At 74.3% G+C, this 26,280-nt stretch carries 26 protein-coding genes; 14 read left to right on the top strand and 12 right to left on the bottom strand.

Translation table 11 applies throughout. The features are described from left to right. Nucleotides 1–53 precede the first annotated feature (53 nt). Nucleotides 54–968, top strand: coding sequence for a Gfo/Idh/MocA family protein (locus BUE45_RS19710; RefSeq protein ID WP_073380831.1), 915 nt, complete (start codon nucleotides 54–56; stop codon nucleotides 966–968). Nucleotides 969–1,000: 32 nt separating this feature from the next. Here the strand turns inward: BUE45_RS19710 and BUE45_RS19705 are convergent, their stop codons facing one another. Further along, entirely contained in the window at nucleotides 1,001–1,267 is a 267-nt protein-coding gene (locus BUE45_RS19705; protein ID WP_073380830.1) for a GlsB/YeaQ/YmgE family stress response membrane protein, read from the bottom strand. A gap of 253 nt (nucleotides 1,268–1,520) precedes the next feature. Here BUE45_RS19705 and BUE45_RS19700 point away from each other — a divergent pair, with 253 nt between their 5' ends. After that, entirely contained in the window at nucleotides 1,521–1,916 is a 396-nt protein-coding gene (locus tag BUE45_RS19700) for a helix-turn-helix domain-containing protein (protein ID WP_073380829.1), read from the top strand. A gap of 49 nt (nucleotides 1,917–1,965) precedes the next feature. Here the strand turns inward: BUE45_RS19700 and BUE45_RS19695 are convergent, their stop codons facing one another. From BUE45_RS19695 to BUE45_RS19685, 3 genes are all read right to left on the bottom strand, one after another. Beyond that, nucleotides 1,966–2,571 (bottom strand): ATP-dependent Clp protease proteolytic subunit, encoded by a 606-nt coding sequence (locus tag BUE45_RS19695; protein WP_073380828.1) that lies wholly within the window; start codon nucleotides 2,569–2,571, stop codon nucleotides 1,966–1,968. Beyond that, nucleotides 2,568–3,230, bottom strand: coding sequence for a ClpP family protease (locus tag BUE45_RS19690; protein ID WP_178378589.1), 663 nt, complete (start codon nucleotides 3,228–3,230; stop codon nucleotides 2,568–2,570). The genes BUE45_RS19695 and BUE45_RS19690 overlap by 4 nt, the downstream gene beginning before the upstream one ends. A gap of 235 nt (nucleotides 3,231–3,465) precedes the next feature. Continuing rightward, the gene (locus tag BUE45_RS19685) at nucleotides 3,466–3,930 is read right to left on the bottom strand and encodes a MarR family winged helix-turn-helix transcriptional regulator (protein WP_073380907.1); all 465 of its coding nucleotides are present in this window, start codon (nucleotides 3,928–3,930) and stop codon (nucleotides 3,466–3,468) included. Nucleotides 3,931–4,262: 332 nt separating this feature from the next. Between BUE45_RS19685 and BUE45_RS19680 the strand changes: the two genes are divergently transcribed. The 6 genes from BUE45_RS19680 to mnhG are packed head-to-tail and all read left to right on the top strand — an operon-like array spanning nucleotide 4,263 to nucleotide 11,025. Then, complete coding sequence (locus tag BUE45_RS19680; protein WP_073380826.1) at nucleotides 4,263–7,214, top strand: Na+/H+ antiporter subunit A; 2,952 nt, start codon at nucleotides 4,263–4,265, stop codon at nucleotides 7,212–7,214. After that, the gene (locus BUE45_RS19675) at nucleotides 7,211–8,041 is read left to right on the top strand and encodes a Na(+)/H(+) antiporter subunit C (protein ID WP_073380825.1); all 831 of its coding nucleotides are present in this window, start codon (nucleotides 7,211–7,213) and stop codon (nucleotides 8,039–8,041) included. Before BUE45_RS19680 ends, BUE45_RS19675 begins: the two co-directional genes overlap by 4 nt. 2 nt (nucleotides 8,042–8,043) lie before the next feature. After that, nucleotides 8,044–9,702 carry a Na+/H+ antiporter subunit D gene (locus BUE45_RS19670; RefSeq protein ID WP_178378584.1) on the top strand — a complete coding sequence of 553 codons (1,659 nt, stop codon included), beginning with the start codon at nucleotides 8,044–8,046 and terminating at the stop codon, nucleotides 9,700–9,702. Next, nucleotides 9,699–10,307: a Na+/H+ antiporter subunit E gene (locus tag BUE45_RS19665; RefSeq protein WP_073380823.1), complete on the top strand. Its 609-nt coding sequence runs from the start codon at nucleotides 9,699–9,701 to the stop codon at nucleotides 10,305–10,307. The genes BUE45_RS19670 and BUE45_RS19665 overlap by 4 nt, the downstream gene beginning before the upstream one ends. Next, nucleotides 10,304–10,642, top strand: a complete 339-nt coding sequence (locus BUE45_RS19660) for a monovalent cation/H+ antiporter complex subunit F (protein WP_073380822.1) — start codon at nucleotides 10,304–10,306, stop codon at nucleotides 10,640–10,642. The genes BUE45_RS19665 and BUE45_RS19660 overlap by 4 nt, the downstream gene beginning before the upstream one ends. Next, entirely contained in the window at nucleotides 10,639–11,025 is a 387-nt protein-coding gene (mnhG, locus tag BUE45_RS19655; RefSeq protein WP_073380821.1) for a monovalent cation/H(+) antiporter subunit G, read from the top strand. Before BUE45_RS19660 ends, mnhG begins: the two co-directional genes overlap by 4 nt. Nucleotides 11,026–11,140: 115 nt before the next feature. On the opposite strand, the gene BUE45_RS19650 is transcribed toward mnhG, so the two are convergent. From BUE45_RS19650 to BUE45_RS19640, 3 genes are all read right to left on the bottom strand, one after another. Next, entirely contained in the window at nucleotides 11,141–11,530 is a 390-nt protein-coding gene (locus BUE45_RS19650) for a DUF779 domain-containing protein (protein WP_073380820.1), read from the bottom strand. Continuing rightward, nucleotides 11,530–13,053: an acetaldehyde dehydrogenase ExaC gene (gene exaC, locus BUE45_RS19645; protein ID WP_073380819.1), complete on the bottom strand. Its 1,524-nt coding sequence runs from the start codon at nucleotides 13,051–13,053 to the stop codon at nucleotides 11,530–11,532. The genes BUE45_RS19650 and exaC overlap by 1 nt, the downstream gene beginning before the upstream one ends. A 137-nt stretch (nucleotides 13,054–13,190) precedes the next feature. Beyond that, nucleotides 13,191–14,477, bottom strand: coding sequence for a GAF domain-containing protein (locus tag BUE45_RS19640; RefSeq protein ID WP_073380818.1), 1,287 nt, complete (start codon nucleotides 14,475–14,477; stop codon nucleotides 13,191–13,193). Between the two features lie 295 nt (nucleotides 14,478–14,772). Here BUE45_RS19640 and BUE45_RS19635 point away from each other — a divergent pair, with 295 nt between their 5' ends. Further along, complete coding sequence (locus tag BUE45_RS19635; protein WP_073380817.1) at nucleotides 14,773–15,387, top strand: hypothetical protein; 615 nt, start codon at nucleotides 14,773–14,775, stop codon at nucleotides 15,385–15,387. Nucleotides 15,388–15,406: 19 nt separating this feature from the next. On the opposite strand, the gene BUE45_RS19630 is transcribed toward BUE45_RS19635, so the two are convergent. Beyond that, the gene (locus tag BUE45_RS19630) at nucleotides 15,407–16,936 is read right to left on the bottom strand and encodes a PucR family transcriptional regulator (RefSeq protein WP_073380816.1); all 1,530 of its coding nucleotides are present in this window, start codon (nucleotides 16,934–16,936) and stop codon (nucleotides 15,407–15,409) included. Between the two features lie 186 nt (nucleotides 16,937–17,122). Between BUE45_RS19630 and BUE45_RS19625 the strand changes: the two genes are divergently transcribed. The 4 genes from BUE45_RS19625 to BUE45_RS19610 all read left to right on the top strand — a co-directional run bounded on the left by BUE45_RS19625 (nucleotide 17,123) and on the right by BUE45_RS19610 (nucleotide 20,638). Beyond that, nucleotides 17,123–17,614 (top strand): GreA/GreB family elongation factor, encoded by a 492-nt coding sequence (locus tag BUE45_RS19625; protein ID WP_073380815.1) that lies wholly within the window; start codon nucleotides 17,123–17,125, stop codon nucleotides 17,612–17,614. Nucleotides 17,615–17,855: 241 nt separating this feature from the next. Beyond that, on the top strand, nucleotides 17,856–18,914 hold the full coding sequence (locus BUE45_RS19620; protein WP_245833359.1) for a medium chain dehydrogenase/reductase family protein: 1,059 nt from the start codon (nucleotides 17,856–17,858) through the stop codon (nucleotides 18,912–18,914). A gap of 27 nt (nucleotides 18,915–18,941) precedes the next feature. Further along, entirely contained in the window at nucleotides 18,942–20,033 is a 1,092-nt protein-coding gene (locus BUE45_RS19615; RefSeq protein ID WP_073380814.1) for a sensor histidine kinase, read from the top strand. Beyond that, a complete protein-coding gene (locus tag BUE45_RS19610) occupies nucleotides 20,030–20,638 on the top strand; it encodes a response regulator transcription factor (protein WP_073380813.1) in 609 nt (202 codons plus the stop codon). Before BUE45_RS19615 ends, BUE45_RS19610 begins: the two co-directional genes overlap by 4 nt. A gap of 6 nt (nucleotides 20,639–20,644) precedes the next feature. Here the strand turns inward: BUE45_RS19610 and BUE45_RS19605 are convergent, their stop codons facing one another. The 3 genes from BUE45_RS19605 to BUE45_RS19595 form a co-directional block, all read right to left on the bottom strand. Continuing rightward, nucleotides 20,645–21,367, bottom strand: coding sequence for a DUF6882 domain-containing protein (locus BUE45_RS19605; RefSeq protein WP_073380812.1), 723 nt, complete (start codon nucleotides 21,365–21,367; stop codon nucleotides 20,645–20,647). A gap of 79 nt (nucleotides 21,368–21,446) precedes the next feature. After that, entirely contained in the window at nucleotides 21,447–22,238 is a 792-nt protein-coding gene (locus BUE45_RS19600; protein WP_143173416.1) for an ABC transporter, read from the bottom strand. Continuing rightward, complete coding sequence (locus tag BUE45_RS19595; RefSeq protein ID WP_073380810.1) at nucleotides 22,235–23,170, bottom strand: ABC transporter ATP-binding protein; 936 nt, start codon at nucleotides 23,168–23,170, stop codon at nucleotides 22,235–22,237. Before BUE45_RS19595 ends, BUE45_RS19600 begins: the two co-directional genes overlap by 4 nt. 498 nt (nucleotides 23,171–23,668) lie before the next feature. Between BUE45_RS19595 and BUE45_RS19590 the strand changes: the two genes are divergently transcribed. Continuing rightward, nucleotides 23,669–24,850, top strand: coding sequence for a beta-1,3-glucanase family protein (locus BUE45_RS19590; protein WP_073380809.1), 1,182 nt, complete (start codon nucleotides 23,669–23,671; stop codon nucleotides 24,848–24,850). Nucleotides 24,851–24,988: 138 nt separating this feature from the next. On the opposite strand, the gene BUE45_RS19585 is transcribed toward BUE45_RS19590, so the two are convergent. Then, nucleotides 24,989–26,065 carry an enoyl-CoA hydratase/isomerase family protein gene (locus BUE45_RS19585; protein WP_073380808.1) on the bottom strand — a complete coding sequence of 359 codons (1,077 nt, stop codon included), beginning with the start codon at nucleotides 26,063–26,065 and terminating at the stop codon, nucleotides 24,989–24,991. Nucleotides 26,066–26,280: the final 215 nt, after the last annotated feature.

Below are 26,280 nucleotides of genomic sequence, written 5' to 3'. Positions count from 1 at the left end.
CGCCTCCGGCGAGAATGGGCGAACGGCTGCCAAACGGACGAAGGAGCGCGCACATGGGTCTGAGGTTCGGCTTGCTGGGGACCGGCCACTGGGCGGCGGAGACGCAGGGGGCGGCGCTGGCCGCCCACCCGGACGCGGAACTGGTGGGGGTGTGGGGCCGCGACCCGGAGAAGGCGCGGGTGCTCGCGGACCGGTACGGCGCACGGGCCTACGCCGACGTCGACGCCCTCCTGGCGGACGTGGACGCCGTGGCCGTCGCGCTGCCGCCGGACGTGCAGGCGGACCTGGCGCTGCGCGCGGCGCGCGCGGGACGGCACCTGCTGCTGGACAAGCCGCTGGCGCTGTCGGCGTCCGCCGCCGACGCGGTCGTCGCCGAGGTGCGCGAGCGCGGGCTGGCGTCGATGGTGTTCTTCACCAACCGCTTCTCCGACGGGATCGACGCCTTCGTACGCGAGTCCGCGGAGCAGGGCGGCTGGCAGGGGGTGCGGGCGACCCTGTTCGCGTCGATCTTCCGGCCGGGCAACCCGTACGGCGCCTCCCCCTGGCGCAGGGAGAGGGGCGGCCTGTGGGACGTGGGCCCGCACGTGCTGTCGGTGGTGCTGCCGGTGCTCGGTCCGGTGGAGGCGGTCGCCGCGATGGCCGGTCCCAGCGACACCGTGCACCTGCTCACCCGGCACCGGGGCGGCGCCGTCGGCACGTTCTCGGTCAGCCTGGACGCGCCGGAGAAGGCGCTGGGCTTCGAGGTGGTCCTGTTCGGCGAGGCCGGCCGGGTCGCGGTGCCGGACGGCGACAAGTCGCCGGTGGAGGCCTTCCAGGTGGCCGTCGACCGGCTGATCGCCCAGGTGGAGGGGGCCCCGGGCGACCCCCTGGACGTGCGGTTCGGCCGCGAGGTGGTCTCCGTGCTGGAGGCGGCCGAGACCGCCCTGCGCGAGGGCCGGACGGTGGACGTGGAAGAGGCCGCCGGGTAGTCCGGCGGCCTCTGCGAGGTTCGGGGTCGCCCCTAGTGGGCGGCCCCCCTGGCGTTTCGGGCGTACATCCCGTCGGCGAGATAGATGATCCCGGCCGCGACCAGGACCTGGACGATCAGGACGATGAGCCACATCGTCGTGAAGAAGCTGGCGATCCAGCCGCCGATGAAGGCGGCCACGATCCCCAGGATCAGGGTCAGCCAGATGGGCAGGTGCTGCTTCCCCGGGACGATGAGTCTGCCGAGGACTCCGATGATCAGGCCGACGATCACGGCACTGATGATTCCGGTGATCTCCAAGGTCCCTCCCCAAGGTCGGACTGTCCTCACCGTTCCCCCCGCACGGTGAGAAATACGTCCCTGTATCGAGAAGAAAGAACCTTTTAGCAGCATTTGGCGGTAATCCGCCATCCCGCAGAAGGTCGCCGCCCGGCGGCCCGGCACCGTTCTGCCGTCCGCAGAAGGCGGGCCGGGGCCCTGCCCGCCCCGGGACCGCGGGCGTAGGCTTCGGGCAGGACCAGTGCGCATCCCGAGCACGAGACCGGAGGCCCCGATGACCGATGTCCTGCGCTCCCTGGACGAGGCCCGCAGGGGCGCCGACCGGGTGCCCGAGCCCGAACCGCTCATGCGCGACCTCATCGGCGGGCTGCTGCGCCGGACCCGTGTCGGGCAGGGCCGCACCCTGCGCGAGGTGGCCGAGGACGCCCAGGTCTCGCTCCCGTACCTGTCCGAGATCGAGCGCGGCCGCAAGGAGGCGTCCTCGGAGGTACTGGCCGCGGTCTACCGCTCGCTGGGGCTGAGCCTGGCCGACGTGCTGGCCGGGCTCCACCGGGAGACGGTCGCGGCGCCGTCCCGGCCGCTCGGCAACCGCGCCGGCTCCTACGCCCCGGCCCCCGTCCCGCGCGCGGGCGCCCGGGTCTCCGTGCTGTCGGTGTCCCTGGCCGCCTGAACCCGCGGCGCCCCGGTCGGGGCCGCGGCGCGGCCCCGACCGTCCCCGCTCACGCGGGCTGCGCCTGCCGGGTGCGGATGACGTCGTCCACCAGGCCGTACTCCTGTGCCTGCCGCGCGGTGAAGATCTTGTCCCGGTCGGTGTCGGCCCGCAGCCGCTCCACCGTCTGCCCGGTGTGCCGGGCCAGGATCTCCTCCACCTGGGAGCGGATCCGCAGAATCTCCGCGGCCTGGATCTCCAGGTCGGCGGCGACCCCGCGCCCCTCCCCCGAGGGCTGGTGCAGCAGCACCCGCGCGTGCTCCAGGGCCCGGCGCTTGCCCGGCGCGCCCGCGGCGAGCAGCACCGCGGCGGCGGAGGCCGCCTGCCCCATGCACACCGTGGCGACGTCGGCGCGGATGAACCGCATGGTGTCGTAGATGGCGGTGAGGGCGGTGTTGGAGCCGCCCGGGGAGTTGATGTACAGCTGGATGTCGGTGTCCGCGGACTCGTGGTCCAGGTGGAGCATCTGCGCCATCACCACGTTGGCGACGTCGTCGTCGACGGGCGTGCCCAGGAAGATGATCCGCTCCGACAGCAGCCGGCTGAAGACGTCGAAGGACCGCTCGCCCCCGGGCGTGCGCTCGACGACCATGGGAACCGTGTAACGCCCGCTCATCGCACGCCCTCCGCCCCGCCCCGGACGAACCCGGGGGCGCCCGCGCCCAGCCGGATGCCGGTGCCGTTGATCTCCGACAGGGACGTGACCACGCGGTCGACGAACCCGTACTCCCGCGCCTCCTCGGCGGTGAACCAGGCGTCCCGGTGCTGGTCGCGGGCGACGGTCTCCTCGCTCTGCCCGGTGTGCAGCGCGATGAGCCGGACCATCGTCCGCTTGGTGTGCGTCAGGTTCTCCGCCTGGATGGCGATGTCGGCGGCGGTGCCGCCGAGCCCCCCGGAGGGCTGGTGCATCATGATGCGCGCGTGCGGCAGGCTGTACCGCTTGCCGGGGGCGCCGGTACAGGCCAGGAACTGCCCCATGCTCGCCGCGAACCCCATGACCAGGGTGGACACGTCGTTGGGCACAAAGTTCATGGTGTCGTAGATGGCCAGGCCGGCGGAGACCACGCCGCCGGGGCTGTTGACGGCCAGGGTGATGTCCCTGTGCGGGTCCTCGTCGGCGAGCAGCAGGATCTGCGCGCACACCCGGTTGGCGCTGTCCTCGTCGACCTGGGTGCCGAGCAGCACGATGCGGCTGCGCAGCAGGCGGGCGGCCAGCTGGTCGTCGAACGCGCCGCCCTCGGCCTCGTGCGAGGCGGTGACGCTGGTTCGGGTCATCGGCATGGGGTGGCCCCTTCCCTTCCCGGCCGCTGGCGCGGATCCCTCGCCCGCACCGGCCGTGCCACCACACTGCGCGGCGGGGCGGCGCGCGGGCCACTGTTTCGGCCTGCGGCAGATCTGCCCTGGGCAGACCGGAAAGGAGCGGCACGACGGGGAGGGCGGGGGGATAAGGGGACAAGGCGAAAGAGCCGAAAGGGCCGTCCGGATCTCAGCCCGGGGTGGCCGGCGCCCCTCAGGTGTCGTCGACCGCGTCGCGCAGGTCGCGCAGCAGCTCCAGCACGACGGGGCGCAGGGCGGGCCGGATGGCCTCGAAGACGCGCCGCTGCTTGGCCTCCATCGAGCGGCGCCGGTGGGCGAGCACTTTCTCACCCTCCTCCGTGATCGCCACCACGGTGCTCCGTTCGTCCCGCTCCGACCGACGGCGCGCCATCATGCCCTTGCGTTCGAGCTGTTGGATCATGCGAGTGGCGGAGGGGGACGACACCCCCACCACCTGGGCCACCGCGCCCACGCTGGGGTTCTCCATACCGCGGACGGCCTCCATGAGCAGGGCCTGGGTGAGGGTGAGGTCGTCGGCACCCCGGTGCCCGTGTCCGCTGCGGGAGCGGGCGTGGATCGCCGCGTTGATGAGTTCCGTCCAGGCGCGCTGGAATTCCTCCAGGCCGACATTACGCTCGAACCCGGCACCGTTCTCGATTCCGAGGGCGCGCTCGGCCTCGACTCCGCGGTCGGCGGCACGGAGTCGCTCGGCGTTGGGCTCGGGGGTCTCGTCGAACACGAAACGTTCCTCGCAGGCTGGACGGGCGCCGCGGGCCGGGGTGGGCCGCGCGGTGGTTTGACGTTTGTGTAGTCTAGCTATTAAATAGCTTGTACACACAAGTTACGTAGATCCTTGCCCCCTCACGCCGTAGTGACACCCCGTCCACGCATCCGGTTGTGGGCGAATCGGTCTGCTGCTGGGGGCAGCGGACGTCCGCCCGAATCAGACGGGCGGGCCCGGAACGATCCGGGAGGGGCGCATTGACCACAGTGCTGATCGCGCATTTCATCGCAGCGGCGATCGCGCCCTTACTGGTACGCCTGTGGGGCCGTAACGCGTTCCTCGCCCTGGCCGTCGTGCCGGGCGCCTCCACCGTCTGGGCGTTCTTCCAGCTCCCCGCCATCCTCGACGGCGGCGCGCTCTCCGGCTCCGTCGAGTGGGCACCCGCGTTCTCCCTGCGCCTGGGCCTGCACATGGACGCCCTCGGCCTGGTGATGACCCTCATCGCCGCCGGCGTGGGCACCCTGATCCTCGTCTACTGCGCGCGCTACTTCAGCGACTCCGAGCCCGGCCTGGGCCGGTTCGCGGGCGTGTTCGTCGCCTTCGCCGGGGCCATGCTGGGCCTGGTCCTGGCCGACGACCTCATCCAGCTGTTCGTGTACTGGGAGCTGACCACGGTCTTCTCCTACCTGCTCATCGGGCACAGCACGGAGCTGAAGGAGAGCCGCCGCTCGGCCATGACGGCCCTGACCGTCACCACGTTCGGCGGGCTCACCATGCTCGTCGGCATGATCATGCTCGGCGAGACCGCCGGGACCTACGTGATCTCCGAGATCGTCGCCGCCCCCCCGAGCGGCGTCCTCATCGAGGTGGCCCTGGGCCTGATCATGGTCGGCGCGATGTCCAAGTCCGCGCTGATCCCCTTCAGCCTGTGGCTCCCGGCCGCCATGCGCGCCCCCACGCCGGTCTCCGGCTATCTGCACGCGGCGGCGATGGTCAAGGCGGGCGTGTACCTGGTCGCCCGCCTCACCCCGGCCTTCCCCGACTCCGCCGTGTGGACCTGGACGGCCCTGGGCTTCGGCGTGGCCACCATGCTCGCGGGCGGCTGGAAGGCGCTGCGCCAGTACGACCTCAAGCTGGTCCTGGCCTACGGCACCATCAGCCAGCTCGGCTTCCTCATCGCCCTGCTGGGCACCGGCACCCGGGCCGCGGCCCTGGCCGGCATCGCCATGCTCATCGGGCACTCGCTCTTCAAGGCCCCCCTGTTCCTCGTGGTCGGCATCATCGACCACGGCACCGGCACCCGCGACCTGCGCGAGCTCTCCGGGCTGCGCAGGTCCATGCCCGGCACCTTCTGGACCGCGGTCCTGGCGCTGGCCTCCATGGCGGGGCTGCCGCCCATGCTGGGCTTCGCCGCCAAGGAGCTGGCCTTCGGCGCGTACACCCACGGCGGGGCCGCCGACACGGTCGTGCTCGTCGGCATGGTCCTCGGCTCCACACTCACGGTCGCCTACAGCCTGCGCTTCCTGTGGGGCGCGTTCTTCGACAAGCCGGACGTGGCGCCCACCCCGGTGCACGGCCCCGGCCCGCTGTTCCTGGCCCCGGCCGCGCTCCTGGCGGGCCTGAGCCTGGTCGGCGGCCCGCTGTCCGGCCTGCTCGACCCGCTGCTGGCCCGGTACGCCGACACCGTCCCGCTCGCGCCCGGCGCCTACGAGACGCACCTGGCGCTGTGGCACGGCTTCGAGCTGCCGCTGCTGCTGTCCGCGGCCTGCCTCGCCGGCGGCTTCCTGCTGTTCCGCTTCCGCAGCGCGATCGTCTGGATCGGGTCCCGCACCTCGGTGATCGACCCCGACCGCGTCTACCGGCGCATGCTCGCCGCGCTGGAGAACCTGGCGCTCCAGGTCACCGGCAGCACCCAGCGCGGCTCGCTGCCGGTCTACCTCGGCACCATCCTGATCAGCCTGGTCGTGGCGGCCGGGTACTGGATGATCTCCGAGCCCATCTGGGACGGCGACTACCCGCAGGTCCGCCTGTGGGACACGCCGGTCCAGCTCATCCCGGCGGTGATCATCGGCGCCACCGCCCTGCTGACCCTGTTCGTGCGGCGCCGCCTGTTCGCGGTGATCCTCGTGGGCACCGGCGGCTACGGCGTGGCCGCGATGTTCTACCTGCTCGGCGCCCCGGACATCGCCCTCACCCAGTTCCTGGTGGAGACCGTCAGCCTGGTCGTGTTCGTCCTGGTGCTGCGGCGCTTCCCCACCCACTTCTCGGCGCCCGCGCTCAAGGGGCGCCGGATGTGGAACATGGCGATCGGCGGCGCCACCGGCGTGCTGGTCGCCGCCATGACCTGGTTCGCCCTGGCGGGCCGCCAGGAGCCGTCGATCTCCGAGCACTACCCCGCCGCGGCCGAGGAGGCGGGCGGCTACAACATCATCTCGGTGCTGCTGGTGGACGTCCGCGCCTGGGACACGATGGGCGAGATCTCGGTGCTGGCGGCCGCGGCCGCCGGTGTGGCCAGCCTGATGTTCGTGCGCCGCACCCAGCCGCGCAAGGCGCCCGGCGGCGTGATGGCGGTGTCGGTGACCTCGGCCGGGCAGGCGCCCGCCCAGGGCCGGGACCGGATCGACCTGGGCGGTCTGCGGATGGCCCCCGAGAGCCTGCACGTCAAGCCCCAGTGGAACCACACGTGGCTCCCGGGCGCCGACGCGATGCCCACCGAGCGCCGGTCGGTCATCTTCGAGGTCGTCTCGCGCTTCCTGTTCCCGGTGATCATGGTGATCTCCGTGTACCTGCTGCTGACCGGGCACGGCGCGGTCGGCGGCGGCTTCGCGGGCGGCATCGTCGCCGGCGTGGCCTTCATCGTCCGCTACCTGGCGGGCGGCCGGTACGAGCTGTACAACACCGCGTGGGTGCAGCCCGGCGTGCTGATCGGCACCGGCCTGGCGATCGCCACCGGCGTCGCGATCGGCGGGGCGATCTTCGGCAGCGAGGTCCTCGCGGGCGGCGACTTCTACCTCAACCTGTGGATCCTGGGCGAACCGCACATCACGGTGTCCCTCTTCTTCGACATCGGGGTGTACCTGCTGGTCATCGGCCTGGTCCTCGACATCCTGCGCAGTCTCGGCGCCCGTATCGACGAGCAGATCGAACGGGACGCCGCCCGGGCGAGGGCGGCCGCCGGACCCGGCGCCCCCGAGCCCGCAGAGGAGGTCACCTCGTGAACGATTCGCCCAGCCTCACCCTCGTCCTGCTGATCGGGGTGCTCGTCGCGGTCGGCGTGGTGCTCCTGCTGGAGCGCAGCCTCAGCCGGGTGCTGCTCGGCTTCATCGTGATGAGCAACGGCGTCAACCTCATGATCCTGGCCATGGCCGGGACCATGGGCGGCCCGCCCGTGCTGTGGTTCACCGAACCGCAGGACATGACCGACCCGCTGCCGCAGGCGATGATCCTGACGGCCATCGTCATCACCCTGGGCGTGACGGCGTTCCTGCTCGCCATGGCCTACCGGAGCTGGCAGCTGGAGGGCAACGACGAGGTCCAGGACGACGCGGAGGACCTCCGCATCGTCCAGGGCGAGGGGCGCCGCACGCTGCGCCGCCGCTTCGTCCGCGAGCGCCGCCGCCTCAAGGCCGACATCCGGCGCCAGCGGGCGGAGCTCCAGGCGACCATCGCCGCGGCCGACGCCCAGGAGCTGGCCGAACAGGCCCGCATCAAGGCGGAGATCGCCCGCGCCCAGGCCGAGCTGGCCCGCTACGAGGCCGAGGCCGAGGAGAGCGGGATGGACGAGCAGTCCCAGGAGACCATGCGCCGCCTCAGCGACCGCGCGGAGACCATGACCGCCCAGGTGCAGGAGCTGCGCGGGCGGATCCGCCTGGGCCGCAGGCGGCTGCGCGAGCACCGCCGCGCCGACCGGGCCGCCGAACGCGAGCTGTGGCGCGAGCTGCGCCGCCGGGTGCGGGCGCAGCGCCGCCAGGCCGGCCAGACCATGCGGGCCGAGCGCGAGCGGCTCGCCCGCGCCGAGGACAGCGACCTGCAGGGGAGTGACTGAGCATGAGTTGGGACTACTTCGCGGGTCTCCTGCACTACCTCATCCCGCTGCCGGTGGTCGTCCCGCTGTTCGCGGCCGGCGTCAAGCTGGCCATGGGCAGCCGCTGGCCCAAGGTGCAGCAGTGGCTGAGCATCATCGCCCTGACGTTCGTGCTCTTCGTCGGGTTCGTCCTGATGCTCGGCGCGGACGCCCTGGGCCCGCAGGTCGTGCAGGTGGGCGGCTGGGAGGCGCCGTACGGCATCACCCTGGTGGCGGACCGGCTGTCCGCGCTCATGGTGACGGTGTCGTCGGCGATCACCCTGGCCGTGCTGGTGTACTCCATCGGCCAGGGCATGGCCAGCCGGGCCGAGGTGGCGCCGCTGTCGGTGTACCAGCCCACGTACCTGATCCTGGTCGCGGGCGTGTCCAACGCCTTCCTCGCCGGCGACCTCTTCAACCTGTACGTCGGCTTCGAGATCCTGCTGACCGCCAGCTACGTGCTGCTGACCCTGGGCGGCACGCAGTCGCGCATCCGGGCGGGCGCCATCTACGTGGTGGTCTCGCTCGTGTCGTCGGTGCTGTTCCTCATCGCGATCGCGCTGACCTTCGGCGCGACCGGCACCGTCAACATGGCCCAGCTCGCCGAGCGGCTGCCGGAGCTGGACGGCCACCTCAAGATCGTGCTCCAGGTGATGCTGCTCTTCGCGTTCGGCATCAAGGCGGCGGTGTTCCCGCTGGCCGCCTGGCTCCCCGACTCCTACCCGACGGCCCCGGCCCCGGTCACCGCGGTGTTCGCGGGCCTGCTGACCAAGGTCGGCGTGTACGCGATCATCCGCGCGCACACGCTCTTCTTCCCGGGGGACGACCTGAACAACCTGCTCATGTGGGTCGCGCTGGCGACCATGATCATGGGCATCCTGGGCGCCGTGGCGCAGACGGACATCAAGCGACTACTGTCGTTCACCCTGATCAGCCATATCGGGTACATGGTGTTCGGGGTGGCGTTGGGCAGCCAGCTGGGCCTGGCGGGCGCGGTGTTCTACATCGCCCACCACATCACGGTGCAGACGACGCTGTTCCTGATCACGGGTCTGATCGAGCGCCGCGGCGGGTCCACCAACCTGGACGACCTGGGCGGCCTGATCAGGATCGCCCCGCTGCTGGCGGTGCTGTTCTTCATCCCGGCGATGAACCTGGGCGGCATCCCGCCGCTGTCGGGCTTCCTCGGCAAGATCGGCCTGCTCCAGGCCGGCGTCCAGGCGGGCACCCCGCTGGCCTACCTGCTGGTGGGCGCGTCGGTGCTGACCAGCCTGCTGACCCTGTACGTGATCGCCCGGGTGTGGAACTACGCGTTCTGGCGGGCCCCCTCCGAGGGCAAGGTCGCCGACCCCGGCACCGTGCTGGAGGACACCGAGGCGGACGACACCTCGACGGCGGCCCTGGGGCCGGGCGAGGCCGTGGGCCCGTCCTCCCGGCTGGGCGGCACGACCACGGTGTCCACCCCGCTGGTCACGTCGGTCGCCCTGCCCCGGACGATGGTGGGGTCGACCATCGGGCTGGTGGTGTTCGGCCTGGCGCTGACGGTGTTCGCGGGGCCGCTCATCACCTACTCGGCGGACGCCGCCACCGAGCTGCTGGCCCGGACCCCCTACATCGAGGCCGTCCTGGGAGGTGGCCGGTGACCGACCGGAAGACAGCGAAGAAGGCCAAGGCCGCCGCGCTGCGGCGGCGGCTGGGCAAGGTCCAGGTCCCGGTGGCCCTGGGCATGACACTGGTCTGGATGCTGCTGTTCAACGCCTTCCAGCCGCGCTGGGAATCGCTGGGCCTGTTCGTGCTGGGGTTCCTGGTGTCGGTGGCGATCATGCTGGTGTTCCCGCTGCCGCCGATCGTGCCGGGGTTCCGGTTCCACCCGCTGCCGCTGGTGCGCATGGTCCTGCACATCGCCGGGAAGATGTTCACGGCGAGCTTCCGGGTGACCGCGTGGGTGTTCTCGCCCGGCGAGGTGCACAGCTCGGTGATCGCGATGCGGCTGCGCACGCACTCGGACCTGATGCTGGTGTGCACCGCGATCGCCAGCTCGATCATCCCCGGCACCGTCATCGTCGAGGTGTCGCGCGACGAGTGGACCATGTACCTGCACGTCCTGGGCGCCGCCGACGAGAAGGGCATCGAGGACGCGCGCGCGGACGTGATGGAGCTGGAGCGGCTCATCGTGCGGGCCCTGGGCACCCGTGAGGACATCGAGATGCTGGAGGCCGCGTCGCCCTCCGGGAAGGAGAGCGTGTGAACACCCTGTGGACCGTGATCGCCGTCCTGCTCGCCGTCGCGGCCCTGCTGAGCGTCACCCGCCTGCTGCTGGGGCCGAGCATCCTGGACCGGGCGCTGTCGGTGGACGTGCTGCTCGCCTCGGCCCTGGTGGGCCTGGGCGCGTACGCCGCGTTCAACCGCGACCCCACGGTCCTGCCGACCCTGCTGGTGCTGTCCCTGCTGGGTTTCGTGGGGTCGGTCAGCATCGCGAAGTTCGTCGCCCGGCGCCCGGAGGAGCACGTGGCCACCCCGACCGACGTCATCCACCCGGTGCCCGGCCCGTCGCCGGACACCGATGAGGGGGGGCGTCCGTGAGTGAGGGACTCGTCGCCGTCCTCGACTGGATCGCGATCCTGTGCCTGCTGGCCGGCGCCCTGCTGTCGCTGGTGGCCGCGGTGGGCCTGATCCGCTTCCCCGACCTGCTCTCCCGCATGCACACCGCGGCCAAGCCGCAGGTGCTGGGAATGCTGCTGGTGCTCGTGGGGATCGGGTTGCGCCTGATACCCGTGGAGGAGACCAACGTGTTCAACGCGGGCACCCTGCTCCTGGTGGGCCTGTTCCAGGTCGTCACGATCCCGGTGGCCGGGCACATCGCCGCCCGGGTCGGCTACCGCACCGGGCGCATCCGCGCCGACCTGCTCACCCGCGACGAGCTCGCCGAGAGGCTGGAGCGGCGGCGCGGGGAGGAGTCGGGCTGACCCGCGCCGGCGTGCGGGAGCGGACGGGCGGGCCCGGGGATCGACCCCCGGGCCCGCCCCTCTTCCCCTCCCCGGGTCCGGCCCCCGGCGCGCGGGCGCCGGCGGCACCGCGGTCTCACGGGAGGCGCTCGGCCTCCCCGTCGGTCATCAGCCGGGAGCGGATCAGGAACCGGTTGCCCGTCGGGGCCTCCAGCGAGAACCCCGCGCCGCGCCCGGGGACGACGTCGATGGTCAGGTGGGTGTGGCTCCACAGGTCGAACTGGGAGCGGGACATCCACACGGGCACCGGCTCCGGGGTGCCCGCGTCCAGGTCGCCCAGGTGCACGTCCGAGGCCCCGGTGCGGAACTCCCCGGCCGGGTAGCACATGGGCGAGCTGCCGTCGCAGCAGCCGCCGGACTGGTGGAACATCAGGGGCCCGTGCTCGGCGCGCAGCTCGCGGAGGAGGGCGGCGGCCCCCTCGGTGAGGGCCACCCGCTCCGCCGGCACCCCGGTACCGGTGTCCATCAGAACAGCCCCAGCGCCTGGTCGGAGTAGCTGACCAGCAGGTTCTTGGTCTGCTGGTAGTGGTCGAGCATCATCTTGTGGTTCTCGCGGCCGATACCGGACTGCTTGTACCCGCCGAACGCGGCGTGCGCCGGGTAGGCGTGGTAGTTGTTCACCCACACCCGGCCCGCCTGGATGTCGCGGCCCGCCCGGTAGGCGGTGTTGCCGTCGCGGGACCACACCCCCGCGCCGAGGCCGTACAGGGTGTCGTTGGCGGTCTTGATCGCGTCGGCGTACCCCTCGAACCGGGTCACCGACACCACCGGCCCGAAGATCTCCTCCTGGAAGACGCGCATGGTGTTGTCGCCCTCGAACACCGTCGGCTCCACGTAGTAGCCGCCGGACAGGTCCCCTCCGGGGTCGACCCGCCCACCGCCGGTGAGGATCCTCGCGCCCTCCTGCCGGCCGATGTCGATGTAGGACAGGATCTTCTCCAGCTGGTCGTTGCTGGCCTGGGCGCCGACCATGGTCTCGGTGTCCAGCGGGTTCCCCTGCCTGATGCGGCCGACCCTGTCCAGGGCGTCGCCGAGGAAGGAGTCGTAGATGGACGACTGGATCAGGGCACGGGAGGGGCAGGTGCACACCTCGCCCTGGTTGAGGGCGAAGAGCGCGAAGCCCTCCTGGGCCTTGTCGTAGTAGGAGTCCCGGTCCGCGGCCACGTCCTCGAAGAAGATGTTGGGGCTCTTGCCGCCCAGCTCCAGGGTGACCGGGATGAGGTTCTCGGAGGCGTACTGCATGATGAGGCGCCCGGTGGTGGTCTCGCCGGTGAAGGCGACCTTGCGCACCCGGGGGCTGCTCGCCAGCGGCTTGCCCGCCTCCGCGCCGAACCCGTTGACGACGTTGAGCACGCCCGGCGGCAGCAGGTCGGCGATGAGCTCCATCAGGACCAGGATCGACGCCGGGGTCTGCTCGGCCGGCTTGAGGACCACGGCGTTGCCCGCGGCCAGGGCGGGCGCCAGCTTCCAGGTGGCCATGAGCAGCGGGAAGTTCCACGGGATGATCTGGCCGACCACGCCCAGCGGCTCCTGGAAGTGGTAGGCGACGGTGTCCCCGTCGATCTGGGACGAGTGGCCCTCCTGGGCGCGGACGGCCCCCGCGAAGTAGCGGAAGTGGTCGACGGCCAGCGGCAGGTCCGCGGCCAGGCACTCGCGGACGGGCTTGCCGTTCTCCCAGGACTCGGCGACGGCGAGGCGCTCCAGGTTCTCCTCGATGCGGTCGGCGATCCGGTTGAGGACGACGGCGCGCTCGGCCGGCGAGGTGCGCCCCCAGGCGGGTGCGGCCCCGTGGGCGGCGTCCAGGGCGAGGTCGACGTCCTCGGCGGTGCCGCGGGCCACCTCGGTGAAGGTGGCGCCGGTGACGGGCGTGGGGTTCTCGAAGTAGCCGCCCCTGACGGGCTTCACCCAGGCGCCGCCGATCCAGTTCTCGTAGCGCGGGGCGAACTCTATGACGCTTCCGGGCTGTCCGGGGGGCGTGTACACGGCCATGGTGAACCTCCTTCGTGCACCGGGCGGGGGCCCGGCGGCGCGGGGTCGATGGAGGTGACGGTAGTCACACCTACGTTGCGAGCACGTTGCAGCAAGCACGGTGCAGCGGGCACGGTGCGGCCGTGTGCGCGCCAGGGTCACTCCCCCAGCCAGCGCAGCCGCCCGCGCAGGGCGGCGTGGCGGGGCGAGGAGGGGTCGAGGGCGCGCAGCACCGCGCCCAGGGCGCGGGGGTCGTCGCGCCACTCGGGGTGCTCCGCCCAGGCCAGCAGGGTGCCGGGGTCGTCCTCGCCCTCCAGCGCGCCGACCAGCTCGGCGTCCAGCCCCTCGCGGATCTCGACGGCGCCGGGGGCCTCCGAGGAGGGCAGCACCGGCCCCCGGTAGGCGCGCAGGGCGCCCCGCCGGTCGCCGTCGGAGAGCAGTCCGCGCACGGTGTCGAGGTCGGTGGGCAGCGGGCGCAGCAGCCGGTAGGGGCGCGAGGCCAGCAGGCCCGGGCCGACGAGGCGGCGCAGCCGGGACATCTCGGCTCGCACCGTCACCGGGGAGGCGTCGCGCTCGTGCAGCCGGGCGCCCAGGGCGGCGCCGGCCAGGCCGCGCGGGGCCGACGAGAGCAGCAGGAGGATCTCGGAGTGGCGGGCGCTCAGCTCGACGCGGCGCCCGTCCATGGTGAGCCGGGCGCCGTCGCGGCCCAGGACCTCCAGCAGCAGGTGCTCGGGTGCCCGGTCCGGCGCCTGCGCGGCCGGCCGGGGCCCGGGCAGGAGTCCGGCGATGCGGCGGGCGCGCAGTTCCATCTCGGCGGCGGTCGCCGCGGCGCGTACCAGCGCCAGCGCCTGGGGCGAGGCCACCCGGTCCGCGCCGGTGATGTCGAGGACGCCCAGCAGCGCCCCGGTGTCGGGGTCGTGCAGGGGCGCGGCCGAGCAGCTCCACGGCTGGGCGCTGCGGGCGAAGTGCTCGCTGGCGAACACCTGCACCTCGTGGTCGAGCGCGAGCGCGACGCCGGGGGCGTTGGTGCCCGCCGACCGCTCGTGCCAGTTGGCGCCCTCCACGAAGCGCATCTCCTCGGCCCTGCTGCGCAGCCGGTGGTCGCCCTCCACCCACAGCAGCCGTCCCGCGGCGTCGCCGACGGCGACGATCTGCGGTCCCGGCGCGGTGTCCAGCAGCAGCCTGCGCAGCAGCGGCAGGGTGGCGGCCAGCGGGTGGGCGTCGCGGTAGTCGGCGAGGTCCGCCCCGGCCAGCTCGATGCGCGGGGCGACCCCGTCCGGGTCGATGCCCAGGCGGGCGCTGCGCCGCCACGACTCGACGACGACCGGGCGGACGGTGCCGCGCACCCGGCCCGAGCAGGTGAAGTCCTCGTGGGCGAGCGCAACGTCCTTGCGCACGGCGTCGGGATCGGCGTCCCACGGCCAGGCGTTCCACGTCCAGGACATGTGCGACCTCCCCTGTGCGCGAGGCGGTGGCGGACCGCGGCGCGGCCCGGGCCCCGGCTCAGCCCCGTCGAGGTGGGGATCCCCCGATTCAAACCGGGGACGGGCCCCATGACAAGGGGTCGCGCGCAACCGGTGACGGATCGTCCCCGTACATCACCGCATGTCACGAACGCCCGTGTGGCCGCGGTCGGCCGGAACCCGCGGGCCCCCGCCCCCGTCCCACCACGGTGAGCGCCCCCGCCGAGGAGCCGTCCCGCCACGGGACGGGGCGGGCGCGGGAGTCCGGGAGGACGACATGTACGCACAGCAGCCGCCGCCCCCGCCGCGGGTCGCGGCCTCCGAGCTCCGCCCCGGCCGCTTCGGCTACTGGGCGGGGGGCGCCGTCATCGTGCTCGGCGTGGTCGTGGGGATCACGGCCTTCGTGGTGCTCCTGCTGCGCGCGGTGGCGCTGCCGCCGTTCGCCGTCGAGGTGCCCGGGAGCGGCGAGGGGGCCTTCTCGTACACGCCGGGCCCGGAGACGGTGAACATCGCCCTGTACTCCACCTCCGCGTCGGGGTCCACCGGCGACTGCGGTCTGATCACCCCCTCCGGGGAGCCCGTGGGGTTCGCGGACACGTCGTTCACCCACGAGTCGACGGAGTGGACGCTGGTCGGCGCCGCCTCCCCGGGGGAGTCGGGCGAGTACACGCTGGTGTGCGAGGGCGAGCCGGGCGCCTCCTACGCCGCCGCCGCGGTCCCGGCGGACTTCGGCGCGGTCGGCGACATCGTGGGCGCCCTGGCCTCGTTCTTCCTCATCCCGCTGTCCGGGCTGGTCCTGGGCCTGGTGCTCGTCATCTCCACGGCCGTGCGCCGCGGCAACCACAAGAGGCGCCTGACCGCCGAGCGCGGCGGATACCCCTACCGGGGGTGAGGGGCCGGGCCGCCCGCGCTCAGGGATCCCCGGGCAGGGCGGCCAGGGCGACGGTGAGCGCGACCCGCGCCTGGGGTTCGTGCAGCCGCAGGTCGACGACGCCGCGCAGGCGGCGCAGCCGGTAGCGGACCGTGTTGGGGTGCACGCCCAGCAGCTCCGCCGCCGCGGCCGGGTCCCCGTGCGCGTACAGCCAGGCCCGCAGCGTGCGGGTGTACCCGGTCCCGTGGTCGGCGTCGTGGCGGGCCAGCACCGCCACCGGGTTGCGGCCCGGCAGCCGCCCCGCCTCGGCCACCAGCCGCAGGCGGCGCAGCAGGACCTCGTCCCACGCGTCGTCGTAGACCACGGGCACCGCCCCGTCCCCCGCCAGGGTCAGGCACTCGTCGGCCTCCCTGCGGCTGTCGGGCAGGTCCCCCGAGCCGGCGGCACCGCCCACGCCGGCGGCCACCCCCGGGTGGCCGGTCAGGCCGCGCACCGTCGCACGGACCCACTCCAGCGCCGGTGCGGCCTCCCCGTTGCAGGGCAGCACGGTGTAGACGGTCGTCCCCAGCAGGGTGCTGCGGCCCGGCCGCGACCAGCCGAACCCGGTGGTGACGTGCTCGAACAGGTGCAGGACGGCCGCGTCGGGCGCGGCGGCCCGGGCGTGCAGGGCGATGACCCTCAGCCCGTCGGCGGGCAGCCCGATCCGGTCGACGGCCTGCCGGGGGTCCTGCGACCCCTCCAGCAGGTCGATGACCGACTCCGACTCCACCTGCCGCTCCAGGTCGCTGCTGACCCGGGCGCGCAGCATGTGCAGGCCCACCGTGCGGGCGCCCTCGCTGAGCGCGCGGGCCCGCGGGGGGTCCAGGGGCGTGTCGCCCACCGCCCACAGCGAGCCGAGCAGCTCGCGCCCCACCCGGATCGGCACCGCCGTGCGCCCGCCCATGCCGAACTCCGGCAGGCCCGGCACGTACAGCGGCCCGTCGGCGGCGGCCAGCCGGGCGGCGGTCCCCTCGGCCTCCAGGCGGTCGCGGATGCCTGCGGGGGAGCGCCGGGCGATGACGGTGTCCCGGCGGGCGCGGTCGGTGTCCCCCTGGTCGGCGGAGTAGGCGATCAGCCGCCAGGCCCGGTCCTCGATGACGACCGGGGAGCCGACCTCGGCGGCGACGGTGTCGGCCAGGGCGAACAGGTCGCTGGGCCCGCGGCCGGACTCGGTCTCGCGCCCCTCCAGGACGAGCCCGTAGACGATGCCGGAGACCTGGCTCCAGGAGACGGCGGGCTCGACCACGACCATGGCGATGCCGCTCCCGGCCAGGGCGGCGCGCACGTCGGCCCCGGGCCCGGCGGCGTCGCGGACGATGACGACGACGGCCCGGGCCTGCCCGGCCAGCCGCAGGGCGGAGGCGGGGGAGTCGACGCCCACCGCGAGGAAGGCGTCGCCCAGCGGGGGCGCGTCGTCGGTGGGGTCGTGCATGGCGACGCTGCGCAGCTCGCGGCGGCGCAGGCCGCCGTCGCCGACCAGGTGCGCGCCGTAGCCGCCCAGGACGTTGACGAGTCGGTCGAGGGTGATCATCGCACCGCCTTCCCTTTGTCGAAAGACGACAAGAACCGACACCGTGATTGTCGTTTCACGATAACGGGTCGCCCGCCGCCGGTGGACACACTCAAGTCGAGGGGCAGCACCCCCGACCCTCGCGTACTCCCATCCGCGCCACGGACAGCGTCCGTGGCGCTTGTTCGTGAAGAGAAGGAACGTCCCATGCACAAGACCACCGACAGCTGGATGACCCGGGAGGCGTACGAACGGCTCAAGGAGGAGCTGCGGGTGCTGAGCACACTCCCCGAGGACGACACCGGACCGGGTTCCGGGTCGGACGCCGGGGGCGCGGGGGGCATCATCCCCGCGCCCCGCTACATTCACGACCCGGCCGTGCGCCTGGCCCGGGTGCAGACGATCGAGCGGCTGCTGCGCGAGGCCGTGGTCGAGGAGGCCGCGCCCGACGACGGGGTGGCCGCGCCCGGCAAGGTGCTGACCATCCGCTACGACGGCGAGGAGGAGACCGAGGGGTTCCTGCTCGGCGTCCGCGACGCCTCGGTCGCGGACGGGGTGACGGTGTACTCGCCGCAGTCGCCGCTGGGGGCCGCGCTGCTGGGGGCCGAACGCGGCGAGCGGCGCACCTTCACCTCCCCGCGCGGGGCGGTGATCGGGGTGACGCTGGTGGACGCGGCCCCCTACCGCTCGCCGCGCTGACCGCGCGCCGGGGCGGCCGACCGGGCCGCCCCGGCGGGCTTTTCCTCTCCCGGACTTGACTTTCCGCTTTTGTGAGTGTGTACTCACATACATACACCGGACCGGAGCGATGCGACGCGGCGGAGAACCACCGCCCACTCGGGCAATCCCACCTGGGCCGAGGCATCCCGGTCGCCGCCGGGCCTTTTTTCGGCCCTGACAAGTAAGTGATCACTCACAAACCACAGAGAGCAGGAATCCCGTGAACGCCGGAGAGCACGACACCGCCCGCACCGCCCTGGAAGCCGTCCTCCACGGCCCCGGCGCGGCCGAGGAGATCACCCTGCGCCACCGCCCCCTGGGCCCCCTCCCCGCCGGGAGCGCGCTCGTGCGGACGGAGGCGACCGGCGTCTCCTTCGCCGAGCAGCAGATGCGCCGCGGCAAGTACTACGACCAGCCGCCCTTCCCGTTCGTGCCCGGCTACGACCTGGTCGGCCGGGTGGAGGAGGCCGGCCCGGGCGTCGACCCCGCGCTGGTCGGGCGGCGGGTGGCCGCCCTCACCAAGACCGGCGGCTGGGCCGACCGGACCGTCCTGCCCGCCGCCGGCCTGGTCCCGGTCCCCGACGGGGTCGACCCGGCCGCGGCCGAGGCCGCCGTGGTCAACGGGGTGACCGCGTACCGGATGCTGCACCGGACGGCGCGGGTGAAGCGCGGCGACACGGTGGTCGTGCTGGGCGCCAACGGCGGCGTGGGCTCGCTGCTGGTCCAGATGGCCCGCCGCGCCGGCGCCTCCGTCATCGGTACCGCCTCGGCCCGCCACCTGGACGCGGTCCGCGCCCTCGGGGCCCGCGCCGTGGACCGCCGCGACCCGGACATGTACGCGCGCATCCGGGAGCTGTCCCCCGAGGGGGCGGACGCCGTGTTCGACCACGTGGGCGGCCCCGGCCTCGCCGACTCCTTCCGGCTGCTGGCGCCGGGCGGGACCCTGGTGTCCTACGGCACCGCCTCCACCCGCGACGCCGGGGGCGGCGCGCGGACGCCGGTGCTGGCCCTGTTCGCCCGGCTGATCCTGTGGAACACGCTGCCCAACCGGCGCGGCGCCCACTTCTTCGACCTGTGGAAGGGGAGCCGCTCCCCGGACCGGTACCGCCGCCTGCTCGCCGAGGACCTGGGCGCGGTGTTCGCGCTGCTGGCCGAGGGCGCCATCGCCCCACCGGTCGCCGCCCGGGTCCCTTTGGAGGAGATCGGGCGGGCGGTGGCCCTGGCCGAGTCCGGCACCGTCGTCGGCAAGGTCGTCATCGTGCCCGGGGCGCGGGACTGACCCGCCCGCGCGCCGTAGGATGCGGGCATGGGCCAGCAGCAGGGGACGGTGCGCACCGCGTTGCTCGCATTCGGGCTGACCGCGCTCTTCACCGCGCTGCTGTGGCGGGAGTGGGAGCGGGCCGCGGCCGACTCCGCCCTCCCCTGGGGCGCCACCGCGGCCGCCCTGGGCGCCTACCTGGTCGGCTGCGCCGCCCTGCCCGCGGTCGCCCCCCTGCTGGGCCGCGCCGCGCGGACCGGTGCCTGCGCCCTCCTCCTCGTCCTGGGCTGCGGGCTGGTCGCCGCGGCGGGCCCCCAGCACTCCTGGATCACGATGTTCGCGCTGGCCGCCTGCGCCACCGCGCTCCCCCTGGCCCTCTCGCTGGGGGCCACCGCCCTGGTGCTGGCCGGGGTCGGCGCCGCGGCGCTGGCCACCGGCCGGACCGAGGGGCAGCTGGGCGGCCTCGTCGTCATCGCCTCGGTCTCCGTGGCCGTCGCCCTGGCCGTCCGGCTGACGGAGGCCAACGCCGAGCTGCGGCGCGGCCGGGACCAGGCCGCCCAGCTCGCCGTCCTGCGCGAGCGCGAGCGCTTCTCCCGGGACCTGCACGACCTGCTCGGGCACAGCCTCACCACGATCGTGGTCAAGGCGGGGGCGGGGCGCCGCATCCTGGAGGCGACCGGCGACACCGTGCGCGCGGCGGCCGAACTGCGCGAGCTGGAGGACCTGGGGCGGCGCTCGCTGGCGGAGGTCCGCGGGGCCGTGGCCGGGACCCGGCGGGTCACCCTGGCCGGGGAGCTGCTGCGCGCCGGGGCCGCCCTGTCCTCCGCCGGCGTCGGCCTGCGCACGCCCGCGGAGGTCCCCTCCGGCGGCGACGAGGCCCTCGGGTACGCGGTGCGCGAGGCCGTCACCAACGTGGTGCGCCACGCCGGCGCCACCCGGGTCGAGATCTCCACCGGCCCCGGCTGGGTCGAGGTCCGCGACGACGGGTGCGCCGAGGGCGTGGTCCCGGGCACCGGGCTGTCGGGGCTGGAGCGCAGGCTGGCCGAGCGCGGCGGCGCGCTCACCCTCTCCCCCTCCCCCGGCGGCGGGCTCACCGTCCGCGCCGAGGTGCCCCCCGACGAGGACGGGGGCCGTCCGTGATCCGGGTGCTGGTCGCCGACGACCAGGCGATGGTGCGCGGGGCCCTGGCCACCGTGCTCGGCCTGGAGCCGGACATCGAGGTGGTGGCGCAGGCGGGCGACGGCGCGGGGGCGCTGGACCTGGCCCGCCGGACCCGTCCCGACGTCGCCCTGCTGGACGTGCGCATGCCCGGCGGCGACGGGATCGAGGTGTGCGCCGAGCTGACCCGCTCCCTCCCGGGGTGCCGGGTCCTGATGTGCACGACGTTCGGCCGCCCCGGCTACCTGACCCGGGCGCTGCGGGCGGGGGCCGGCGGGTTCGTGGTCAAGGACGCCTCGCCGGAGGACCTGGTGGACGCCGTCCGGCGGGTGCACCGGGGGCTGCGGGTGGTCGACCCCGACCTGGCGGTGGCCTCGCTGACCCACGGCACCAGCCCCCTGACCCCGCGCGAGCGCGAGGTGCTGACCGCGGTGCTGGGCGGCGGGGACGACGTGGCGGCCCTGGCGCGGTCGCTGCGGATGAGCCAGGGGACGCTGCGCAACCACCTGTCCTCGGCCATCGGCAAGACCGGGACCCGCACCCGGGCCGAGGCGGCCCGGGTCGCCGAGGAGCACGGCTGGCTGTGAGCGGCCTCAGGCGCCGGGCGCGGAGAGCGAGGCGTTGATCCCGCCCACCCTGCCGAGGTGGTCGAAGGAGATGTCCGCCTCCAGGCCGGGCAGGGACAGGAGCAGCGTGCCGCGCCCCTCGTCGGTGAACCGCGGGGACAGGCCCCGCAGGCGGCCGTAGGTGTACAGGGCCCGCCGGTGGTCGGACAGCCGCAGGTCCGCCAGCCCCTGCTGCATGACGCGCATGACCCTGGCGGGCTCGGGCTCGGGCAGCCGCAGCTCGGAGTGCTCGATGATGAACGCCACGCGGGTGCCGCCGCCCACCTCGCCGTTGTAGGAGAACCAGCGGCCGGTGAGGAGCTTGGCCGCGTCGGTGAGTTGGCCGACCACCACCGGGACCTCGCGCGGGGCGCCGGGCAGGGCGCCGAAGGCCACCTCGGCCGAGGCCAGCTCGGGGACGTCGTGCTCCCGGCCGAAGTCGCGGACGGCGGCGCTCATGGCCGTCAGGTCGGGAGGGAACCCCGACGGGTTGGCCCAGCCCCACATCCAGGAGCCGGGCCCGGGGGCCGCGCTGCCCATCAGGTGGAAGCGGTCGCAGACCAGGGGGCGCTCGCCGGTGAACTCGAACCGGCCCGCCTGGAGGTCCGCGTTCCAGCTGTGCTCGCCGAGGAACTCCTGGAGGTGCAGCTGGTGCTCGAAGGACATCAGGGCGGCGTCGTCGAGCATGTCGACGAGAGTGTGTGCGGTCATTTCGCGATGCTATGCACCGCCTCCGACACGGCCGGGGACCGGGTCCGGGCGGTGCCCGGACCCGGTGCGCGGCACGGCCTCAGACGTCCCGGCCGCGGACGGCCCGGTCCGCCGCCGCCAGCGCCAGCGCGCTCCAGGCGGCGAGCACGAGCACGGCCGCCGCGGGGTGGGGCCCCTCGGGGCCGGCGATCCCGGCCAGGGAGTGCAGGGCCTCGCCCGGCAGCAGCGGCAGTACCGCGGCTCCGCCGGGGACCCACCCGGCCAGGGTCGGCGCCACCAGGAGCGCCAGGGCGGCGACCACCCCGCCCGCGGTGGAGCGGGACCACAGCGCCCCCGCCGTGGCCACCAGCGCGTGGAAGGGCGCCATGAGCGCGGCCCCCGCGACCGCCCGCCACACCGCCGGGTCGGCCGCGTCCCAGAGCGGGAGCCCCGCCCCGGCCAGCACCACCAGCGAGACGAGGGCGGCGCCGACCGCCGCGACCAGCGAGACCGCCCCGGCCGCCGCGACCACGGTGACGGCCCGGGCGAGGACCACCCGGCCCCGCCTCGGGGTGGCGGTGAAGGTGGTCCGGACCATGCCGGTGGTGTACTCGCCGCCCACCGCGGCGGCGGCCAGCACGGTCAGCACCAGCGCCGCGGCGTCCGCTCCCAGCAGGGACGCGGTCAGCACGTCGAAGGCGGGCTGGTCGGCCAGCGCCACACCGGTCGTCGGACCGATGGTGAGGCAGAAGACGGCGGCGACGGCGAGCGCCAGGACGACGGCGCCCGCGGCGGCGCGGCGGGCGCGCCCCGTACCGGTCAGCTTGGTCCACTCCGCGGCCACCGCCGCGCCCGCTCCCGCTCCCGAAAGGTCACGCGTCGACGCGGTCATCGCACCCACTCCCCTTCTCCGGCCGTCCCCGCGTCCCGCACGGGGGTCCGCCCACCGTCCCCAGTGAGCCGGATGAACGCGTCCTCCAGGCGGGCGCGCACCGGCACCAGCGCGTGCAGGACGACGCCGTGCGCGGCGGCCAGCTCCCCCACCCGGGCGGCGTCCATGCCGGTCACCACCAGCCGACCGTCCGCGGCGGCCGACGGCGCGGCGCCCGCGCGGGCCAGCAGGGCGGCCAGCCCGGCCGGGTCCGGCGAGGCCACCTCGACGCGCTCGCGCGCCCCGGCGGCCAGTTCGGCGACGCCGACGTCGGCGACCAGCCGGCCCCGGGAGACCACCAGCACGTGGTCGGCGGTGGCCTCCATCTCGTTCATCAGGTGGCTGGACACCAGGACGGTGCGGCCCTCCCGGGCGAAGCCGCGCAGCAGGCGGCGCACCCACACGATGCCCTCGGGGTCCAGCCCGTTGAGGGGCTCGTCCAGGATGAGCACCCCGGGGTCGCCCAGCAGCGCCCCCGCGATGCCCAGCCGCTGGCGCATCCCCAGGGACAGGTGGCGGATGGCGTGCCCGCCCCTGCCCTCCAGCCCCACCAGGCCCAGCACCTCGTCCACCCGGGCCCGGCCGATGCCGGCGGCGCGGGCCTGCCACAGCAGGTGTCCGTGTGCGGTGCGCCCGGGGTCCACCGCGCCGGGGTCGAGCAGCGCGCCGACCCGCCGGGTGGGCGAGGGCAGGTCGCGGTAGGGCGCCCCGTCGACGGTGGCGGTCCCGGAGGTGGGGACGTCCAGCCCCAGGACCATCCGCAGGGTGGTGCTCTTGCCCGCCCCGTTGGGCCCCAGGAACCCGGTCACCCGGCCGGGTTCCACTGCGAAGGTCAGCCCGTCCACGGCGACGGTGTCCCCGTACCGCTTGACGAGTTCCCTGACGGCGATCATCGCTCCTCCTCCTGTCGGCGGGTCTGCCTCCAGCCTGGCCCGCCGGGGCGCGGCGGGCCCGGGCCGTCCGTCAGGGCGCTCCCGTGACAGCCGTCACGGGTGCCCCGGGCGGGGAGCCGTCTCCGGGGCCGCCGGGGCGTGTGCGCCGGCGGGCCCGGAGGCACCCCGGGCGGGCCAGCGGTGCGCAGGGGGCGGGGCCCGTCGGAGGCCCCGTCGGGGAAGGGGCGCCCGGCAGCGGGACCCCCTCGACGCCGCCGTGGCCCCACGGCCGCCGGGGTGGAGCGCGGACACCCGGACGGGCCGCGCGGACGGCCCGGGCCGGACACGCTTGCCGGAAAAGGCACTCGCTAAAACGTGATCTGAGTCACAGCACCCCTCTCTCACCACGGACAACGCACGCCCCACACGAACACCGACGGTTACCGGGGTTGACCGATCCGTTGCCGAATGATCGTTTAGTGCCAGTTCTCCGCACCCGCTACCTCTGGGGAGAAATCCATGATCGACCGCAGGCTCTTCCTCGGCGGCCTCGGGGCCGCCGCCACCGTCCCCCTCCTGGGGACCGTCGGCTGCGCCCCCCGGGAGGCGACGGCCGACCTCTCCGCCTCCTCTGACGCGGCCAACCCGGGAGCGCTCCCAGTCAGCTTCACGAACGAGACCGGGAGGTTCTCCGACGGCGAGATCCTCGCCTACGTCATCGGCACCGACCTGACCACCGGACAGCACAGCAGGGTGAGCGCCGACGGCGTCTCCCACCCCGTGAGCCTGGACGACAACGGACCGGACGGGTACACCGACTACTCGATCCCGTTCGCCGACCTGGCCGGGCTGACCCTGCCGTACATGTCCGGGCGGATCTACCTCTCCCTCGGCGGCCCGCTGCACATCCGCATCGTCGCCGACGGGAACGGCAACCCCGCGCCGCAGCTGCCCGCCGGGTGGGTGGAGGGGTCCCCCGGGTTCGACGTGCTGCACGACACCGTCGAGTTCACCCACAACGACGCCGGGATGTTCTGCAACACCAGCATGGTGGACCAGTTCAGCGTGCCCATCGGCATCCGCCTGCTCGGCGACGCCGACCAGAGCACCGGGTTCTTCCGCCCCGGCGGGCGCGACGCGGTGTTCCAGGCCCTGGCCGCCGACCCCGTGTTCTCCGCCCTGGTGTACGACGACCTGCGGGTCATCGCCCCCGGACACGCGCTGGACGCCGGGCTCTTCCCGGCCGACTACTTCGACCCGTACATCGACCGGGTGTGGTCGCACTACGCGAGCAACGACCTGACCGTCACCACCAACGCCGGGACCTTCACCGGCCGGGTGCAGGGCGGACGGTTCACGTTCGACGGCGGGGTGCGCGCCTTCGACCGCCCCTCCACCCGCGACGTGCTGTTCTGCGACGGGGCGCTGGCGGCGCCCAACGACGGGATCAGCGGCCCGGTCGCCGCGATCCTGGGCGCGGCCCTGAACCGGTCCACCCTGCTCACCTCGGCGAACCAGCCCACCGACGACCCGTCCGGCTTCTACCTGGACGAGGTCACCAACAAGTACGCGTCGGTCTTCCACGAGAACACCGAGGACGGCAAGGCCTACGGGTTCGCGTTCGACGACGTGGCGGACTTCGCGTCCTACATCCAGGACCACGGCCCGGAGCGGCTGGAGGTCACCCTCACCACCCTCTAGGGCCCCGCCCCGGAAAGCCCCGGGAGCCGCCGGTGCCGGCCGGCGGGTCCCGGGCCGGGCGGGCGTCCGCCGCGATGCCGGTCGCGGCGGGCGCCCGCCGCCCCGGTCACCGGTACCGCGGGCCCGGCCCCCGCCCGGTCACGGCGCGCCTGAGACGGCGGGGCCGGCCAGGCCCAGCGGGCCGTCGGGGGCCGGGAGGAAGTGGCGGGCCACGTCCCCGTCGGAGACCCCGGCCAGGGTGTCGGGCACCCACTTGGGGCTCCGGTCCTTGTCGATCACCCGGGCGCGGATGCCCTCGACCAGGTCGGCGGAGTCCAGCGCGGCGCAGGAGACCCGGTACTCCTGCTCCAGGACCGCCGCCAGATCCGGCAGGCCGCGGGCCCGGCGCAGCGCCTCCAGCGCGACCTTCACCGAGGTGGGGGACTTGGCCAGGACCGCGGCGGCGGCGGTGGCCGCCGCCGGGTCGCCGTGGCCGCGCAGCCGCTCCACGACCTCCTCGGCGGTGGCGGCGGAGTAGCAGGCGTCGATCCAGTCCGCGCCGGCCAGGACGGGGGCCGGCGCCTCCCCGGCGAACCGGTCCACCGCCGCGGCCACGTCGACGGCCCCCGCGGCCCCCGCCAGGGCGGCGGCCAGGTCGGCCAGCCGGTCGGCGGGCACGTAGTGGTCGGCCAGGCCCAGGGCGAGGGCGTCTCCCGCGCCCACGGAGGCGCCGGTCAGCGCCAGGTGGGTCCCCGCCTCCCCCGGGGCTCGGGACAGCAGGTACGTGCCGCCCACGTCGGGGACGAACCCGATGGTGGTCTCGGGCATGCCCACGGCCGAGCGCTCGGTGACGACGCGCACCGACCCGTGCGCGGACACCCCGACGCCGCCGCCCATGACCACCCCGTCCATGAAGGCGACGTAGGGCTTGGGGTAGCGGGCGATGTAGGCGTTGAGCAGGTACTCGTCCCGCCAGAACGCGGCCGCGGCGCCGTCGCGGGCGCGGGCACTGGCGGAGATCGCGCGGATGTCGCCGCCCGCGCACAGGCCCCGCTCCCCCGCGCCGTCGATGAGCACCGCGGCGACGGAGTCGTCGTGCTCCCAGGCGGTCAGGGCCGTCCGCAGCGCGGTGACCATGGCGTGGTCCAGGGCGTTGATGGCGCGCGGACGGTTGAGCGTGAGCCGCCCCAGGCGGCCCTCGACGCGGACCAGGACCTTCTCCTCGTGGGCGGGCATCAGGCGGCCCCGGCCGGTCCGCGTGCGACGGTCGGTCTCATGGTGTCGTCGGCCCCTTCCAGGATTCTGTGCACCCTCGGATCGTGGACGATCCTCTCAGGGCGGCGTCACGCGAGGTGGGAGCGCCCCCGTGCGGCCACGCCGTCCGCTCGGCGGTGCTCCGCACCGGGGTCCCCCGCGTCCCGGTCGGCGGCAGTCCCCATCGCCCGTGAACG

The sequence above is a fragment of the Nocardiopsis flavescens genome, from assembly GCF_900141985.1.
Classification (GTDB): Bacteria; Actinomycetota; Actinomycetes; order Streptosporangiales; family Streptosporangiaceae; genus Nocardiopsis; species Nocardiopsis flavescens.
Note: the sequence above shows the minus strand (reverse complement) of the source record. Positions and strands in the feature narration are given on the sequence as shown.